Here is a 15818-nt window from a genome sequence, read left to right as displayed (position 1 = left end):
TTCCAACACCCATCGCGCCCCGCACGCTTTCGCGTCGTCCGGCGCCTTCGCACGACACCCCTAGAGACACGAACCGGAAGCCCTGCACGTCGGGGTCAATCAACCATGGCTGAGATCACCGCCAAACTGGTCATGCAGCTCCGCGAAATGAGCGGCGCTGGCATGATGGAGTGCAAGAAGGCGCTCACCGCTACGAACGGCGACGCCGAGGCAGCGCTCGACGAGCTTCGCAAGGCAGGCCTCAAGTCGGCCGCCAAGAAAGTCGGTCGCGACACCGCCGAGGGCCGCGTGGCCGTCAAGATGTCGGAGGACGGCAAGACCGGTGCGATCGTCGCTCTCGCGTCCGAGACGGACTTCCTGGCTTCGACGCCAGGCTTCATCGCCTTCACGGACGAACTCGTGAACCACGCGTTCGAGCACAAGCCCGCGACGGCCGCCGAGATGCTCGAGCAGCCGTGGCACGCAGGTGGCACCGTTCAGGACGCCCTGACGGCCAAAATCGGCGACATGAAGGAGAACCTTCAGATCGTCAACGCCACGTCGTACACGAACGACGGGGGCCGTATCGTCGGCTACGTGCACCACGACAACAAGAAGGGTGCGCTCGTCAACGTGACCACGGGCGGCGACGCTGACAAGGCGGACGCTGCGCTCAAGCAGCTCTGCATGCACATCGTCGTGTTCAACCCGCTGGCCCTCGACGAGAGCGGTATCGCCGCTGAAGACGTCGAGCGCGAGAAGGAGATCATCAAGGACGGCCTCCAGGGCAAGCCCGAGGACATCCAGACGAAGATCATGGAAGGCCGTATCCAGAAGTTCTACGCCGAGCGCACGCTCGTCGGCCAGCCCTGGATCATGGACGACAAGACCTCGGTCTCGAAGGCGCTCGTCGCCGAACTCGGCGCGGGCACCAAGGTCGAGGCGTTCACGCGCTGCCAGCTCGGCGCCTGATACGGCGTTTCGCGCTCGAAGCGCCGGTAGAGGCCCTCCGCCTGATTCAGGTGGGGGGCTTTTTCGTATCCCGGTCCACCGTCCACGGCAGGTTTTCTGGGCGGTGCGGTGGGGGCGAGGCGGCCATGGAGGCTAAGCTCGTTGCTCCTATGCCATATCAACGCATTCTGCTCAAGATGTCCGGCGAAGCGCTGGGCGACCCGGCCACCGGTCACGGTATCGATCCTCCCGCCGTCCAGAAAATAGCGCGCCAGGTCGCGCGGGTCGTCGAGCTCGGCATTGAGGTCGCCATGGTGGTGGGCGGCGGGAACATCCTCCGGGGCGCGGAGTTCAGCCAGCTCGGCGGACACCGTGTGAACGCCGACTACATGGGGATGCTGGGGACCGTGATCAACGCGCTCGCCATGTCCGACGCTCTGGAGAGCGCGGGACTCGAGACCCGCGTCATGACGGCCCTCGATATCCGCCAAGTTGCTGAACCGTTCGTGCGCCGACGGGCCGAGCGCCACCTCAGCCGCGGGCGCGTCGTGATCCTCGGCGCTGGCACCGGCAACCCGTTCTTCACCACGGACAGCGCCGCAGCGCTCCGTGCGAGCGAGCTGGGCTGCAGCGTCCTCCTGAAGGCCACGAAGGTCGACGGCATCTACTCGGCGGACCCCAAGAAGGATCCGACGGCGACCCGCTACGAGCGCCTCAGCTTCGAGGAGGCGATCGTCAAGAACCTCAAGGTCATGGACGGAACTGCCATGTCCATGTGCCGGGACCATGGAATCCCCGTGATCGTGTTCGATATGTTCCAAGAGGGAAACCTCGAGCGCGTCGTCCGCGGCGAGACCATCGGCACCATCGTGACGACCACCGGAGAAGCGTAGCTTCTCCCCTGAACCGACCACTCCCTCCCCCTGACCCCGTTTGCGCCGCCCGGCGGCCAAAAAGCCCATGAGTTACGACTCCGTCCTCAAAGACGCAGAATCCCGGATGGAGAAGGCCCTGAGCCACAGCCGGGACATGCTGAAGAACATCCGTACGTCGCGCGCCTCGTCCGCTCTCGTCGAGCACGTGCGCGTCGACTACTACGGGACGCCGACGCCGCTCAGCCAGGTCGCGCAGATCAGCGTTCCCGAGCCGCGCACCCTCACGATCAAGCCCTTCGATGCGAGCATCATCAAGGAGATCGAAAAGGCGATCATGAAGTCGGACATCGGGATCAGCCCCGAGTCGGACGGCAAGATCATCCGCCTCACGATGCCGCCGCTCTCCGGCGACCAGCGCCGGAAGTACGCCGCCAAGGCGAAGGACTTCGGCGAGGAAGGGCGCGTGTCGCTGCGGAACATCCGCCGCGATGCGAACAAGGAAGCAGACGCGCTCAAGAAGGACGGTGAGATCACCGAGGACAGCCACAAGGACCTCCAGGACGAGATCCAGAAGCTGCTGAAGGTGTACGAGGTCAAGGTCACCGAGGTCCTCGACAAGAAGACCACGGAGATCCTCGAGGACTGACCCGCGGCCCAGCGCTTCGGGAAATTGCAGGGGGGGGAGGGAATTGCGCGGAAAACCGCGGCCCTCGCTCTTGCCTCACTGGCGAAAGCCGTTATTCTCCCTGCCTCGAAGCTGATTCGGGCCGCAAGGTTCACCGGGGCAGCTTCGGGAAGAGATTCGAGTGGGCGCGTAGCTCAGTCGGTAGAGCAACTGGCTTTTAACCAGTAGGTCCTAGGTTCGACCCCTAGCGCGCTCACCACTCCCTTCTCTTCAGTCGGCACGGTCTACCCGAACAGGAAAGACCTCAGTCGGCCACGCGGGCAAGGCCACCGATTCGCGGGTAGGCCATCGACCAGGCGTGGCAGCGAAGACCGCCCACGAGGGCGCCGAAGAGCACGAGCATCGCGACCCCCCAGGCCCAGCCTGCGGCGCGTCCCATGCCGATCGCCACGCCGACCACGAGGATGCGCGAGGCGAACTCCGCGGCCGCCATGCGCTGGCTCGAGCGCGGTCGCGCCCGCATCAGGCGCCAGCCGTGGAGGATCGCGGAGCCGACGCCGCGATGGTGCCGCACGAGGCTCGCCATGCTGAGTTCCTGGAGAGCGCCGAGCGCCGCGCCGTAGACGAGCATGAACGCGAGCGCCAGCCCTGAGAGCACGACGCCGAAGAGTCCCAGGGTGTCCTTGCCGACGACACTTGCGAAGAACACGAGAGGCGTGAGGAGCACCAGCGTGGCCGTCGTCATCATCCCGCAGATCTGGACGGCGATGCCGAGAGCGGCGACGGTGTCCCGCTTGCCGAGCTTCCAGGCGCGCCACGCGTTCGCGCCGCTCCCTTGACCCACGCCGTCGCTCGCGATCGTCCCGAGCCCGGCAGCGATTCGCAGCGCGATCAGCACGATCGGGATGGCGATGGCCAGCACCTCGACGTCCTCCGCGAGGTTCGGGATCGTGAAGAGCGGTCCGACCGCCTGGCTCACGAGCGAGAGGTCGTCGAAGAGCATTGAGAGGATCGTGAGACCGAGGGTCACGCCGAGGAACCAGGCAAGGCCCATGATCTCGAAGCAGAGACCGCTCAGGCTCGGCAAGGGAGCCCGTCCGACCACGTCGCGCAGGATATGGGCCGCGTCTTCGCCGGTGTCGCTCGCCGCGAATGCGGCGAGGCCCGTGGCATGGGCGTCGTGAGCGTCGTGGCCCGGCGCGCCGGCTATTCTTTCTGAATCGGTCCGAGGGCCGGCGCCCGAGGACGCCGCCAGGACCGAGACGAGTTCCCTCGCGCGGGCGGTGGTGGGCGTTCCGTCCGTGACTCTTCCGGCGGGCGGACCCTTCGCGCGGGAGGGGGCCTGCCCTGGCTGCTCGTCCGGCGGCGCCATCGCGAGATCAGGCGGTCTGCCCGACCGGGTCCCTTCGACTGTGGCCGACCGAGCCAGCGCACGCGGCCTCGACGTCCTCGATGGACTTCGGCGCAGCGGCCGTGAGGATCTCATGGCCCGCTTCGGTCACGAGCACGTCGTCCTCGATGCGGATGCCGATCCCGCGCCACCGCTCCTCGACGTCCTCGTTCTCGGGGTCCACGTAGATGCCCGGCTCGACGGTCAGCACCATGCCGGGCTCCAGGAGGCGCGGCTCACCGTCCTTCATGTAGGAGCCGCAGTCGTGGACGTCGAGACCGAGCCAGTGGCTCGTCTTGTGCATGAAGAACGCCCGGTAGGAGCCGCTGTCCATGACCTCTTCGGCCGTGCCCTTCAGCAGGCCGAGGTCCAGCAGCCCGTCGATGATGATCTTCAGGGTGGTCTTGTGGACCTCCTCGAACGGCACGCCCGGGCGCACCACGTCGATCGAGGCTTCCTCCGCGCGCAGGACGATCTCGTAGAGCGCGCGCTGTTCGTCCGTGAACTTGCCGTTCACGGGGAAGGTCCGCGTGATGTCGGCCGCGTAGAAGTCCCACTCGGCGCCGGAATCCACGAGCATCAGGTCGCCGTCCCGGAGCGGCTGGTTGTTCTCGATGTAGTGGAGGATGCACGCGTTCGCGCCGCCCGCGCAGATGTGCCCGTAGGCGGCGCCGGTGCCGCCGGCCTTCCGGTAGCTGTAGTCGAGGAACGCCTCGGCCTCGGCTTCGTTCATGCCGGGCATGACCTTGGCCATCAGGCTCGCGTGGGTGTCCGCGGTCAGGGTGGCGGCGCGGCGCATCTTCTCCAGCTCGCCCTCCGTCTTGAAGAGGCGCATCTCGGAGAGGATCGGGCCCGGGTCCATCAGCGTCGTCGCCGGACGAACCGTGCCGCGCGCTCGATCGCGCAGGCGCGCGAACATCTGGGTCATGCGCCGGTCCTGGTCCTCGCCGTCACCGAACTTCCACATGATCCGTTCGTGGTCGGCCAGGAGTTTCGGCAGCTCCTCCCAGAGGGTTTCGATGTCGCGCGCCTCGTCGACTCCGATCGTTCCGGTGGCGCGCTCCAGCCCGAGGCGCTTGCCGTCCCAGATCTCGCGCTCCTTGTCCCGCTCGCGCAGGAACAGGATCGACCGCGCAGGGCGATCGTCGCGAGCGGGCAGCAGTACCAGGCACGCGGACGGCTCTGCGAAGCCCGTGAGGTAGTAGAAATCGCTGTGGGGGCGGAAGCGGTAGTCGGCGTCGTCGTTGCGGACCTTGGTGGTCGCGGTGGGGATGACGGCGGCGATCTGGTCGCGCGTGAGCCGCTCCAGAAGAGCGGTGCGGTGGGCTGCGTAGGGAGAGATGCTCATGGGATTCCGTCTCAACGATACCGCAAGTGGGCTCGGCGGCGGCGATCCTCGATCGCTCCTGTGATCTGACGTCGCAGGAGTTTTGGATCGGAGGCGGAGTGGAAGTGGACCGCGGTCCCCAGGAGGTACCCGGAAACGGGCTGCGTGCTGGAGTAGATGGCGCGCACCGGAACGCCCGCGGCGGTCTGCCAGGCATCCGCGATGGCCCCCCAGGGCTGCGAGGCCAGCCCGGGGTCTCGCTCCGCGGCGCCCAGGATGAGATCGAGCCCCGCTTCGGAGAGGGCCGTCGGCAGCGCCGCCTTCGGGGCCGTCGGGATGGAACCCTCCAGGAAATCGAGGCGCGCGAAGAGAGAGTAGCTCTCGGCGTACCCGGGGGAATCCTCGCCGGTCGGCTGGGGCTGGATGGTCACCTGGATCGGCGTGGCGGCCCAGTCGAACGAGGCCTCGTCGGCGCCCTCGGGAAGCGGCTGGAGATCCCAGTCGACGTAGAGACTCTTCAGGCGTTTGCCGGCGGGGGAAGGGAGCTGCACCACGAAGGTGACCTCGGGGCCGTCCCGATGGGTGAATTCGGCCACGACCCCGGATCCGTCGAGCTTCAGGACGAGGTCGAGGGTGGCGCCGCCGATGACGAGTCCGCGGCAGGTGGCGCGGCGGGAGAGCCCGCGTCCCTCCGGAGCGTGCGGCTCCGGGGGAAGCTGTGGCCGCAGGACCGCGCCCGACTTCAGCGGCGGGATCCGGCCGCCGGGGAGGAGCTCGGTGTCCGTGGGGACCCCGGGGAACAACGTGGGGAGCAGGCCGGCCAGGGCCTCTGGATCATCCGCGCCGAGCCCGCGGAGCCAGCGGAAGGCGTCCTCGGCGCGCCGGTCCTCGAGGGCGAATCGGATGAGGGCTGCGCTGGCTTCGCGGCGGGTAGCCTGACCTGGCTCGGATTCCGTGCCGGGGCTCCTGGGGGTCAGCTGATCCAGTGCCCTGGCCCACTCCTTCCATGGGAAGTCAGCCTCGTCGTCGGGAACTCCAACCGGAACAGCAGCCGGTAACCCGGTAGGTACCCAGGGCAAGGTGTCCTCTCCGACCGAAGCCCAGAGTCGACCGATCGGGTCGTCCGGCATTTCCATCCACGGCTTCGGCGCCTCCTTTTCCTGCAGGAGAGGGGCGGCACACAGCAAACTCAAACCAAGACAGAGAGCTCCCATGGGGGAGAACGTCGTTCAACGGCGCCCCGCCGTCAAGCGATCGATCGAACCCTCGGAGGTGTATACTCCCGGCGTACCGATTTCCGCTCCTCTCCGCACACCCCGAAGCGCCCGTGATCCAGCCCGAACTCCTCGCCATCCTCGCCTGCCCGGAAACGCGCCAGTCCTTCCAGCTCGCGGACGAGGCGCTCCTCGGGTCCGTGAACGAGAAGATCGCTGCCGGTGGAGTCAAGAACGTCGGCGGAGCCGACGTCACGGACGCGCTGGCGGCGGGACTCGTCCGCGAGGACGGCCAGGTGATCTACGCGATCCGCGACGGGATTCCGGTGCTGCTCATCGACGAGGGCATCCGGATCGGCGGCTGAGTCTTCGTGCTTCTGACAAGAGCGACGAACGGGCGCCGCAAGGGGCCCGGCGGCCCGGCGGGATCCGCGCCCGTGCGGCTGGCGTACTGCCTGAACCTGCACGCGGCCAAAACGCTGGCGGAGGTCGCCGAGGTCCTGCGCACCTACACGGTGCCGCTGCGGAATCGGATCCTCGGGGCCGATAGCCAGGAGCCGTTCGGCGTCGGGATGTACTTCGAGGCGCCCGCGGCGGCCGAGCTCGCGGGCGATCCGGCGAAGCTCTCGGAGCTGGCCGCGCTGATGGCCGAGGAGCGGCTCGATCCCTTCACCTTCAACGCTTTCCCCTACGGCGGGTTCCAGGAGGACGGGCTCAAGGAGCGCGTCTACGCTCCGACGTGGGAAGACGAAGCGCGGCTGCGATACACCGTCGATGTCGCGCGGGTGGCCGCTCGCCTGCAGAGCGCGATCCGTGTCTCCCTGCCGACCCCCCTCCAGGGCGACGCCTCCCCGCGCTACCTCTCGATCAGCACGCACCCTGGCGCCTATGGCGCCGACATCACCGATCGCTCTAGCCTACGCCGCTGCGCCCAGAACATGGGCCGCGCGGTGGCCGAACTGGCGAAGCTGGAGGCCGAGTTCGGCCATCGAATCGTCCTCTCCCTGGAGTCCGAGCCGGACGCGAGCGCTCGCAACAGCCGCGCCCTCGCCGAGTATCTCGTGTTCGCGCGTCTCGTCGGCAGCAAGGTTCTCCAGGACGAATTCGACATCGGAATCGAGGCGTCGGGAGCGCTGATGCTCCGTCACCTCGGCGTGTGCCTCGACTGCTGTCACTCGGCGGTGGAGTTCGAGGCGCCCTCCGAGTCGCTGCGACTCGCGGCGCTCGGCGGCGGACCGCTCGGCAAGATCCAGTTCTCGAGCGCGCTGTCTCTGGCGAAGCCCGCGGCGCATCCCGCGGCGGTCGAGGCGCTGCTCGGGCTCGACGAGCCTCGGTTCCTGCACCAGGTCACGGGCCGCTCGGCGGAGGGGGAGTTCCTGCACCTCCGGGATCTGCCTGCGCTCCAGGCAGAGGTCGCCCGCGGCGCGGAGTCCCCGTGGCCCGGCGCCGAGGAATGGCGCTGTCACTTTCACGTCCCCGTGGATCTGAAGGACGCGCTCGGACTGGTGACGACGCGCCCGCACGCGGACGCGATCCTGGCGGCCGCGATCACCGAACCTGCGTCCTGGAGCGTGCCGGAGCTGCACGTCGAGATCGAGACCTACACCTGGTCGGTGCTCCCCGGTGGGAAGGGATCTTCACCGTCCGAGGACGCGATCGTGGAAGGCCTCGAAGCGGAGTACCGCTACGTGCTGGAGCGCTGCTCCGAGTCGGGTCGGATCTCCCCCGGTACGGAGACCGACAACGCTTGAGAAACTTTTCCGAGAGGGGTTTGACACGTGGGGAAGAGCCCACTATCTTCCCCCCGTCACAAGACAACCAGGCCCCATCGTCTAGTCAGGCCTAGGACACCAGGTTTTCATCCTGGCGACGGGGGTTCAAATCCCCCTGGGGTCACCACTCCCCTCCTCGCGTTCAACCGCCGGGAGGGGAGTGGTTTTTTTGTCAGGGAGCCGCCGCCGTAGTTGCTTGGGCTTCCTGGCAACGCCGCATGCCAAAGGCTCATGCCCGCTCGGCGGAATCAGCTATTCGCAACACCCTCCTAGCCGAGCTGGATGGAGCGGCCTTCGATCGCCGACTGATCCGCCGCGAACATGACGCGGTGCGTGGTGAGCGCCGTTTCGAAGTCGGTCCAGGGCATCGGCTTGCCCGCCTTGGTCGCATCGACGAAGGCCTGGAACTGGGGCTGGTACGGGTGGTCCTTGACGGCGCCGGAGTCGATCAGGTGGGTCTCCAGGGTCGACCACTTGTCCTTGTCCATCCCGTGCAGCTTGTGGGAGTAGAACTTGTTGTCGAGGATCGAACCGTGGCTGCCCACGAGGTGCACGTGGAAGTAGTAGGGCTGGAGGCAGTCCACGATCGACGCGCACTTGGCGGCGCGGCCGTCCGCGAAGCGCAGGATCGAGACCTGGGACGTGTCGTACTCGTACGGCGCGAAGATCTCGGACTTCGACTTCGTGGAGTACGACGTGACCTCGCTGATGTCGGCCGACTTTCCGTCGGAGCCCGCCATGAGGAAGAGGAGCGCGTCGAGGGCGTGGCAGCCCGCTGTCGCGAGGGACGACGTCCCGATGTCCTTCTTGACGTTCCAGGGGAACTGCCCGTACCAGGGACCGATGCCGTGGTAGTAGTCGACCTCGGCGTAGTGGACGTCGCCGATGAGTCCCTCGTCGAGGATCGCGCGGATCATCCGGAACTGGGCGCTGAATCGAACCTCGAAGCAGACCATCGCCTGGACGCCGTTGGCCTTGATCGCCGCCGCGACGCGCTCGCAGTCCGCGAAGTTCGTGGCAACCGGCTTCTCGACGATCAGGTGCTTGCCAGCCTCGGCGGCCTGGACCGCCTGATCTGCGTGGAGACTGTGGGGGGTACAGATGTCGATGACGTGGATGTCCGGGTCGGCGAGCATCTCTTCGTAGCTCGCGTAGGGCCGTAGCGGAACGCCATAGGTCTTCTCCAGCTGCGCGGGATCCTGGGGGCGCCGCGAGGAAACCCCCGTGACGGAGCCTCCTTCCACGGAGCGGAAGGTTTCGATGTGCGCGCCTGCGACGGCTCCCAGGCCGACGATTCCAACGTTGAGGTCACTCATGAAGCGGATGATAGAGGTTTCCGTAAGCTGTTGGACGCCATGACAGCGACTCCCCACCCGAAAGTGACGCCGTCCGCAGGGATCGGCCAGGGTGCGAGCCCCACCCGCCGGACGATCCTCCGGACCGCCGCGGCGGCGACCTCCTCGCTCTTCATGGCGCCGTTCGTTCACGCTCGGAGGCGCCAGGCGGGGGGCACAGGAACGGCTCCCATTCGATCCAGCCTGAAGCTCGCGGCGATCGGGGCGGGCCACCGCGGGGCCGCCAACATCGCGGGGGTGCTCGGCGAGGATGTGGCCTACCTCTGCGACGTGGATGAGTGGATGCTCCAGCGCGGCGTCGACCAGGTGCGGGCAGCAGGCCAGCCGAAGCCCGCAACGTTCCGGGACTGGCGAGAGCTGCTGGAGACGGCGGAGGATCTCCAGGGCGTCGTGATCTCGACGCCGGACCACACGCACGCAGCGATCGCGCGCTGGGCGCTCCATCGCCGGCTGCCGGTCTACTGCGAGAAGCCGCTGACGCGCACGGTGGCGGAAGCGGCCGAGCTGCAGAACCTCGCCCAGGGGATCCCGACGCAAATGGGGACCCAGATCCACGCCACCGACAACTATCGTCGCGTGGTCGAGGCGCTTCGCAGCGGTGCCATCGGCACGGTGCGCAACGTGCACGTGGTTTGTTCCAAGAGCTGGTCCGGGGGCGTCTTCCAGCCGCCGCCCGAAGGAGAGACGGGCTCGCCCAAGGGGCTCGACTGGGACCTCTGGCTCGGGCCGACGCCCGAACGTCCTTACTCGCCCGGTATTCATCCCGCGAACTGGCGGCGCTTCTGGGCCTTCGGTAACGGAACCGTCGGGGACATGGCGGCCCACTGGCTCGACCTCGTCCACTGGGCGCTGGAGCTCGGTCCGCCCAAGACGATCGACGTCGAAGGCCCGCCGGTCGACGAGGTCAGCACGCCCCCGTGGATGCACGCGCGCTGGACCCACGGTCGAACGAACGGCGAGGATGACGTCGACGTTCACTGGTGGGACGGGATTCCCTCGAGGGATGGGGTGAAGAAGTGGGCGGAAGCGCCCCTCGACGACTGCCACGTCTTCGTCGGGTCGAAGGGCCGCCTCATCTCGACCTACAGCTCGATGAAGGTGGAGCTCTCGAGCGGGGATCCGTGGGAAGCGCCGGAGCCCACGATCCTGCCCTCGCCTGGTCACCACGTCGAGTGGCTCGATCGCATCAAGGACGAGAACGCCCCGCTGCCGCTCTGTCACTTCGAACGCGCCGCGCCGCTCACCGAGTCGATCCTGCTCGCAGGGGTCGCGTACCGCGCTGGCGGGAAGATCACCTGGGATCCGGTCAAAAGAGATGCGGGTCCCGGGACACACTGGCTGTCCGCCGAGGAACGCGACGGCTGGAGGCCCTCGTAGTAAAGATCATGAGTACGAATTCACCCACGAAGGGCTCGCGCGCCAAGGCGCTCCGCACCGAGAGAATCACCTTCCTGAACGCGGAGGGCGAGGAGCTGGCGGCGCGGCTGGAGCTGCCGCCTTGGAACGTCGGAGAGGGCGTTCCGCGCGCGTTCTGCGTCTTCGCCCACTGCTTCACCTGCTCGAAGGACATCCCGGCGGCCAGCCGCATCTCGCGGGCGCTCTCGCGGGCCGGTTTCGGCGTGCTCCGGTTCGACTTCACGGGCCTCGGATCGAGCGACGGGGACTTCGCGAACACGAACTTCTCCTCGAACGTCGATGACCTCGTGCGCGCGGCGCAGTTCCTCGAAGAGAACTACCGGGCGCCAGCGCTCCTCGTGGGGCACAGCCTCGGCGGCGCGGCCGTGCTCGCGGCGACGCGCAGGCTGAAGAGCGTCGAGGCGGTTGTGTCGATCGCGGCGCCCTCGGACCCGCTGCACGTGAAGAAGAACTTCGAAGCGAAGCTCGACGAGATCCGAAGCGAGGGCCAAGCCGAGGTGCAGCTCGCGGGACGAGCGTTCAAGATCAAGAAGCAGTTCCTCGACGACCTGGAGCAGCAGAACCTCGGAGGCGCGCTGGGGGAGCTCGAGGCGGCGCTGCTGGTGATGCACGGACCGCTCGACCGCACGGTGCCGATCGAGGAGGCCCAGAAGATCTACCAGGCAGCGCGCGGCTACAGGAGCTTCGTTTCCCTCGGGGATGCGGATCACCTCCTCTCCAGGGTCGAGGACGCCGAGTACGTGGCGGCGGTGATCGGCGCCTGGGCGACGCGCTACGTGACGATGGGGCCGGACGGCGACGCGGACGACGCCATTCCCGAGGTCGGTGATGTCCCCGAGGTCGGCGATGTCATCGTGGAGGAGATCGCTCCGCCCTACACGAACGCCGTGCGAACCCACGAGCACCAGTTCACGGTAGATGAGCCGGCGAAGATCGGCGGCGCGGATCTCGGGCCCGCGCCGTTCGAGCTCTTGCTCTCGGCGCTCGGTGCCTGCACGTCCATGACGCTGCGCATGTACGCGGACCGCAAGGGCTGGCCGCTCGAGCGCGTGAGCGTGAAGCTACATCTCGACCATGATCGTTCGCCCGACGATCCGAAGCAGGTCACGGAGCGCTTCGATCGAGCGGTGACCCTGGAAGGCGACCTCGACGCGGAGCAGCGCCAGCGGCTCCTGGAGATCGCCGATCGGTGCCCGGTTCACCGAACGCTGGAAAACCCGAAGATCATCTCGACCCGGGAGGCGTGAGCGCGGATCCGCCGCTGGCAGCATGTCAGGACGGCCCTTCGGATAGGAATCCGACAGAAGCGGGGGCTTTTTCCAACGGGAGTCGTCCGTCCGGGATGAGACCTGTGAATCACCCGTCCACGGAACTCCACGCCCCCTGGGAATCATGCTTGCCACCACAGCCCTCCTCGGCCTTCTGGCCTCGCCCGCTCCGACCACTTCTTGCACCGTCCTGCTGGCGGGACACCCCTTGGCTTGGACGGTCCCGCAGGACACCAGCGCCCAGCTCCGCCGCGCCAGCGAACTCCGCGATGCGTCAGGCCCCGACTGGAAAAGCGGGCGCTACGGCGCTGCTGCCGAGAAGCTGAAGGAGGCGCTCGGAATCTACTGCGCCGTGAACGCCGAGTCTGGCGACCCGGAAGGCCACTACCGGGAGCGCGCGATCACGCTCCGCGCCCTCGTCTGGAACGAGTTCCGGGCCGGCGAATCGGAAGCGGCCCTCGAGCACTACGGGGCGCTCTTCGACCTCTCGAATGATCACGCCGACGTTCTTGCCGAGCGTCAGTCCGCCTATGGTGCGGTCTTCGAGCACGCGGGTCGGCTTTCCACCCGCGCCAAGGCCGAAGCGTTCTGGGAGTCGGTAGCGGACATCTTCGAGGCCTACGACGACGAGGAGCGCCTCGCTCAGCTGCTGCTCGATCGCGCCAGCTCCTATGCGACGCTCGGGTTCCTCAAGGAAGCGCGGGCGGACCTCGCCGAGTCGATCGTGGCGCATGGGAAGATCGACGACTTCGACGGGGCGAACTGGGGCCGCAACAACCTCGCGTTTTCCTACATCGGAACGTCCGAGTGGGAAAAGGCGCTCGAGTTCCTCGGTGACGCCCTGGCCGAAACCCGGGCAGGCCGCGGGCTCGCCGCGCAGTCGGCGCTTGGCTACAACCTGTTGACGGTGGCGAGCGGCGTGGCGCAGGGAGGTCGGCCGGGCCGGGACGTGGTGGAGTCGCTCTGGAAGATCGCGGAGGCCGAGGCCCGGGATTCGAAGCCAGCGATCGTCGCACCCGAGAGGCTTCTCGTGGGCGCGCTCCGGGTCGAGGTACTGCGCGTGGGAGCGGCTCGTGCCAGGGGCGCGGTCGATCGCGTGAAGGTGGCAATGCCCGGGGCTCCCGGCTCGCTGCAGGCGGACCTCGGGCTGCACGCAGCGAAGACGCTCCTCGACGGGGGCGAGCCACGCGCAGCGCTCGACGAACTGGCCTCGCTGGCGATCGATGCCGGTCCGGCGTTCCCGCATCTCCGTCTGCGCCAGCTCGTGCTCCAGGCGGCCGCGGCTGCTGCGCTGGAGGACAGGCCGGACTTTGATCGGTTCGCCGAGGCGGCCTCCGAGGCCATCGCATCTCTCGATCACGACGGTACGTCGCGGTCGGCCTACGAGCAGCTGGCCGCGTCGGCCGACGCCTTTCCCGAGAGCCGCGTCGGGAGGAAGGTGAATGACGAATGGAGCCAGCTGCGCCGCAGGGGACAGCGCGGCGGCGCCGGCGGCTCGTCGCTTCGCGGTTCGAACGGTCCCAGGGTCGACGGCCTCGCCGAACTCGGCAGCCAGGACCCGCTGTTCCTGCTGTTCGCCGTGGACGGAGAGCTGCACGTCAAGGACCTGCTCTCCGGCGATGAGGTGAGTCGCCCGATGGACTGGAAGGTGCGCACGGTCGGGTTTCACGGAATGACGATGGAACTCTTCGGCGGCTACGTCGAGATCGTGGGCGTCAACTATGGAAGCGGGGCAGCGGCCAAGGGCTCGCCCGCCGGGCTCGTGCTGAACGACCTCCAGAACTTCCGGCCGCTCGACGCCTCGAAGGCGCTGTTCGTCACCCGCAACGGCGCCACGTTCTACGGCCCCGTGGTGAGTGCGCCCGAGTTCAGGGGTGAGGTGCAGAAGTGAGGGAGCGGATCCCCGGCACGCTCTCTTCCTCGGGCCCTGGCATCGGGCCCGAGGACTACGAGTCGCACGCAGCATGGCTGCGCCGCCTCGCGCGGAGCCTCGTCCGCGATCCGTCGACGGCCGACGATCTCGTCCAGGAGACCTGGTTGTCCGCACTTCGGAGCGGTCCGAGCCCCGACGAATCGCTGCGTCCCTGGCTCGCCCGCGTGCTCCAGAACGCCGTGCGCAAACGGCATCGCACCGAGGGCAGGCGCCAGCACCGCGAGGCCCTGAGCGTCGACGCGGAGCAGCCGGTGCTGTCCGCTGCCGAACTCTCCGAGCACGCGGATCTGATCCACGCGCTGATGGGAGAAGTGAAGGACCTCGACGAACCCTATCGCTCGACGGTGTTGCAGTCGTACCTTCAGGGACTGACCTCGGTCGAGATCGCGAAGCGCTCGGGCGTCGCGGAAGGGACCGTGCGCTGGCGGCTGTCGGCCGCGAGGGACGAACTTCGCGAGCGCATGGACCGTCGCACCGGAGGCCGCGAGAACTGGGCAGCCCTCGTGCTGCCGTTGGGGGCAAGTGCGAAGCACGCGGCGTCCAAGGCGGTGGCGGCTCGCACGGGATCGAGCGGGTGGGAGTTCGGGTGGTGGCTGCCCATGGCGGCGTTCGCCAGCCTGGCGCTGATCGGCCGGAGTGTCTTCGAAAGCTACGCGCCGGAGGCGAGCTCCGCGGTGACGCTGGCCCACTTGGCTCCAGCGCTTTCGGGCGCGGATGAGCTGGCGCTGGCGGACGTGCTGGCTGGCGCGAACCGTTCTGTGGACGTCCCTGTGGCGCCGATCTCGAAGTCGGCGGAGCCGACGGCTTCCAGCGCTGGTTGGGCCCTCGATCCCGGTCAGGCGTCGGTTCGCGTGCGCGTCGTCGACGCGAACGAGAAGCCCGTCGAAGGGGCGATGGTCTCCTGGACAGGGAGCCGAGACGTCTTCCGTCGAACGTCCGAAGAGGGGGTCGCGATGCTGCTCTTCCGGCCTCCCGCCCAGAGCTCCAGCCTGGAGTTCCGCATCGAGCACCGCGGTCACGTCGCTCTCGAGGCGACGGGACGTCCGGTAGCGGGGGACTTCACGGACCTGGGTACGATGACGCTGGAGTCTGCGTCTTCGCTCTCAGGCGTGGTGCGGAACGAAGAGGGGCAGCCGGTGGTCGGCGCCCGTGTCTTCACCGCACCGCTGGAGAACGAGGGGACCAAGCACGGGCAAGCGCTTCGTTCCCGAACGGCACCCGCACCGTGGAGCGTCCTGGTCGTCGAGGAAGCCTCGACGCGGTCCGCGGGGGAGTTCCATCTGGGCGGTGCGCCGGCGCGACCCATGCGCATCTGGGCTGTCGCCGACGGTACCTTCTACTCGTCGAGCTCTGCGGTGCTCCCGGAGACGGCGGGGCCGGTTGAGTTGACGCTGGTGGCCCTACCCGATCACGAGAGGATCAGCGGGATCGTGATCGGGCTCGACGGAAAGCCCGCGTCCGACGTTTTGGTCAAGCTTGCGGCCAGCGGAGAGAACGCGTCGAGGCTCCAGGAAGTCGAAACGGATGCGGATGGACGGTTCGCGTTCCAGCCACGTAACGTCGGCCCGCAGGTGCTCGTTGCGGAGGACCTGGCGAATCGCTGGTCCGATACGCTGCCGAGGACGGTGATCCCCGGTGAAGAGAGTGTCGTGCTGGCCTTTCGCGCACCGCTGGACTGATCTCCTGTCCCAGGCTCCGGGTCGTGGGCTGGGG

The 15818-nt window shown here is 67.8% G+C and carries 13 protein-coding genes and 2 tRNA genes; 11 read left to right on the top strand and 4 right to left on the bottom strand.

The annotated features are described in order from the left end of the window. The first annotated feature begins 105 nt into the window (after positions 1-105). The 4 genes from tsf to Poly30_RS16695 all read left to right on the top strand — a co-directional run bounded on the left by tsf (position 106) and on the right by Poly30_RS16695 (position 2689). The gene (gene tsf, locus Poly30_RS16710; RefSeq protein ID WP_145199554.1) at positions 106-951 is read left to right on the top strand and encodes a translation elongation factor Ts; all 846 of its coding nucleotides are present in this window, start codon (positions 106-108) and stop codon (positions 949-951) included. Between the two features lie 149 nt (positions 952-1100). Continuing rightward, on the top strand, positions 1101-1823 hold the full coding sequence (gene pyrH / locus Poly30_RS16705) for a UMP kinase (RefSeq protein ID WP_145199551.1): 723 nt from the start codon (positions 1101-1103) through the stop codon (positions 1821-1823). A gap of 67 nt (positions 1824-1890) precedes the next feature. Then, a complete protein-coding gene (gene frr / locus Poly30_RS16700) occupies positions 1891-2451 on the top strand; it encodes a ribosome recycling factor (RefSeq protein ID WP_145199549.1) in 561 nt (186 codons plus the stop codon). A 162-nt stretch (positions 2452-2613) separates the two neighbouring features. Further along, positions 2614-2689: transfer RNA gene (locus Poly30_RS16695), tRNA-Lys, on the top strand. Positions 2690-2734: 45 nt separating this feature from the next. Here Poly30_RS16695 and Poly30_RS16690 read toward each other — a convergent pair. From Poly30_RS16690 to Poly30_RS16680, 3 genes are read right to left on the bottom strand one after another with little or no spacing between them, the layout of a single operon-like run. Next, on the bottom strand, positions 2735-3802 hold the full coding sequence (locus Poly30_RS16690) for a hypothetical protein (RefSeq protein WP_145199547.1): 1068 nt from the start codon (positions 3800-3802) through the stop codon (positions 2735-2737). Between the two features lie 7 nt (positions 3803-3809). Next, on the bottom strand, positions 3810-5168 hold the full coding sequence (locus Poly30_RS16685) for an aminopeptidase P N-terminal domain-containing protein (protein WP_145199545.1): 1359 nt from the start codon (positions 5166-5168) through the stop codon (positions 3810-3812). Positions 5169-5179: 11 nt separating this feature from the next. Then, complete coding sequence (locus Poly30_RS16680) at positions 5180-6361, bottom strand: hypothetical protein (protein WP_145199543.1); 1182 nt, start codon at positions 6359-6361, stop codon at positions 5180-5182. 113 nt (positions 6362-6474) lie between these two features. Between Poly30_RS16680 and Poly30_RS16675 the strand changes: the two genes are divergently transcribed. The 3 genes from Poly30_RS16675 (at position 6475) to Poly30_RS16665 (ending at position 8260) form a co-directional block, all read left to right on the top strand. Next, positions 6475-6726 (top strand): Trm112 family protein, encoded by a 252-nt coding sequence (locus tag Poly30_RS16675; RefSeq protein WP_145199542.1) that lies wholly within the window; start codon positions 6475-6477, stop codon positions 6724-6726. Between the two features lie 6 nt (positions 6727-6732). Then, positions 6733-8112, top strand: a complete 1380-nt coding sequence (gene eboE / locus Poly30_RS16670) for a metabolite traffic protein EboE (RefSeq protein ID WP_145199540.1) — start codon at positions 6733-6735, stop codon at positions 8110-8112. A 70-nt stretch (positions 8113-8182) separates the two neighbouring features. After that, a tRNA-Glu gene (locus Poly30_RS16665) sits at positions 8183-8260 on the top strand. 142 nt (positions 8261-8402) lie between these two features. Here the strand turns inward: Poly30_RS16665 and Poly30_RS16660 are convergent. Continuing rightward, entirely contained in the window at positions 8403-9449 is a 1047-nt protein-coding gene (locus Poly30_RS16660) for a Gfo/Idh/MocA family protein (RefSeq protein WP_145199538.1), read from the bottom strand. 39 nt (positions 9450-9488) lie between these two features. On the opposite strand from Poly30_RS16660, the gene Poly30_RS16655 reads away from it, so the two are divergent. The 4 genes from Poly30_RS16655 to Poly30_RS16640 all read left to right on the top strand — a co-directional run bounded on the left by Poly30_RS16655 (position 9489) and on the right by Poly30_RS16640 (position 15784). Next, the gene (locus Poly30_RS16655; RefSeq protein ID WP_145199536.1) at positions 9489-10865 is read left to right on the top strand and encodes a Gfo/Idh/MocA family protein; all 1377 of its coding nucleotides are present in this window, start codon (positions 9489-9491) and stop codon (positions 10863-10865) included. An 8-nt stretch (positions 10866-10873) separates the two neighbouring features. Continuing rightward, positions 10874-12151: a bifunctional alpha/beta hydrolase/OsmC family protein gene (locus Poly30_RS16650; protein ID WP_145199528.1), complete on the top strand. Its 1278-nt coding sequence runs from the start codon at positions 10874-10876 to the stop codon at positions 12149-12151. A 145-nt stretch (positions 12152-12296) separates the two neighbouring features. Further along, positions 12297-14063 carry a tetratricopeptide repeat protein gene (locus Poly30_RS16645; protein ID WP_145199525.1) on the top strand — a complete coding sequence of 589 codons (1767 nt, stop codon included), beginning with the start codon at positions 12297-12299 and terminating at the stop codon, positions 14061-14063. Next, positions 14060-15784, top strand: coding sequence for an RNA polymerase sigma factor (locus tag Poly30_RS16640; protein WP_145199522.1), 1725 nt, complete (start codon positions 14060-14062; stop codon positions 15782-15784). Before Poly30_RS16645 ends, Poly30_RS16640 begins: the two co-directional genes overlap by 4 nt. Positions 15785-15818: the final 34 nt, after the last annotated feature.

The sequence above is a fragment of the Saltatorellus ferox genome (assembly GCA_007751475.1).
GTDB lineage: Bacteria > Planctomycetota > UBA1135 > UBA1135.
Note: the sequence above shows the minus strand (reverse complement) of the source record. Positions and strands in the feature narration are given on the sequence as shown.

Excerpts from the sequence above, each read along its gene's own strand:
- tsf (WP_145199554.1), top strand. The coding sequence starts at position 106 with ATGGCTGAGATCACCGCCAAACTGGTCATGCAGCTCCGCGAAATGAGC.
- pyrH (WP_145199551.1), top strand. The coding sequence starts at position 1,101 with ATGCCATATCAACGCATTCTGCTCAAGATGTCCGGCGAAGCGCTGGGC.
- frr (WP_145199549.1), top strand. The coding sequence starts at position 1,891 with ATGAGTTACGACTCCGTCCTCAAAGACGCAGAATCCCGGATGGAGAAG.
- Poly30_RS16690 (WP_145199547.1), bottom strand. The coding sequence starts at position 3,802 with ATGGCGCCGCCGGACGAGCAGCCAGGGCAGGCCCCCTCCCGCGCGAAG.
- Poly30_RS16685 (WP_145199545.1), bottom strand. The coding sequence starts at position 5,168 with ATGAGCATCTCTCCCTACGCAGCCCACCGCACCGCTCTTCTGGAGCGG.
- Poly30_RS16680 (WP_145199543.1), bottom strand. The coding sequence starts at position 6,361 with ATGGGAGCTCTCTGTCTTGGTTTGAGTTTGCTGTGTGCCGCCCCTCTC.
- Poly30_RS16660 (WP_145199538.1), bottom strand. The coding sequence starts at position 9,449 with ATGAGTGACCTCAACGTTGGAATCGTCGGCCTGGGAGCCGTCGCAGGC.
- Poly30_RS16655 (WP_145199536.1), top strand. The coding sequence starts at position 9,489 with ATGACAGCGACTCCCCACCCGAAAGTGACGCCGTCCGCAGGGATCGGC.
- Poly30_RS16650 (WP_145199528.1), top strand. The coding sequence starts at position 10,874 with ATGAGTACGAATTCACCCACGAAGGGCTCGCGCGCCAAGGCGCTCCGC.
- Poly30_RS16645 (WP_145199525.1), top strand. The coding sequence starts at position 12,297 with ATGCTTGCCACCACAGCCCTCCTCGGCCTTCTGGCCTCGCCCGCTCCG.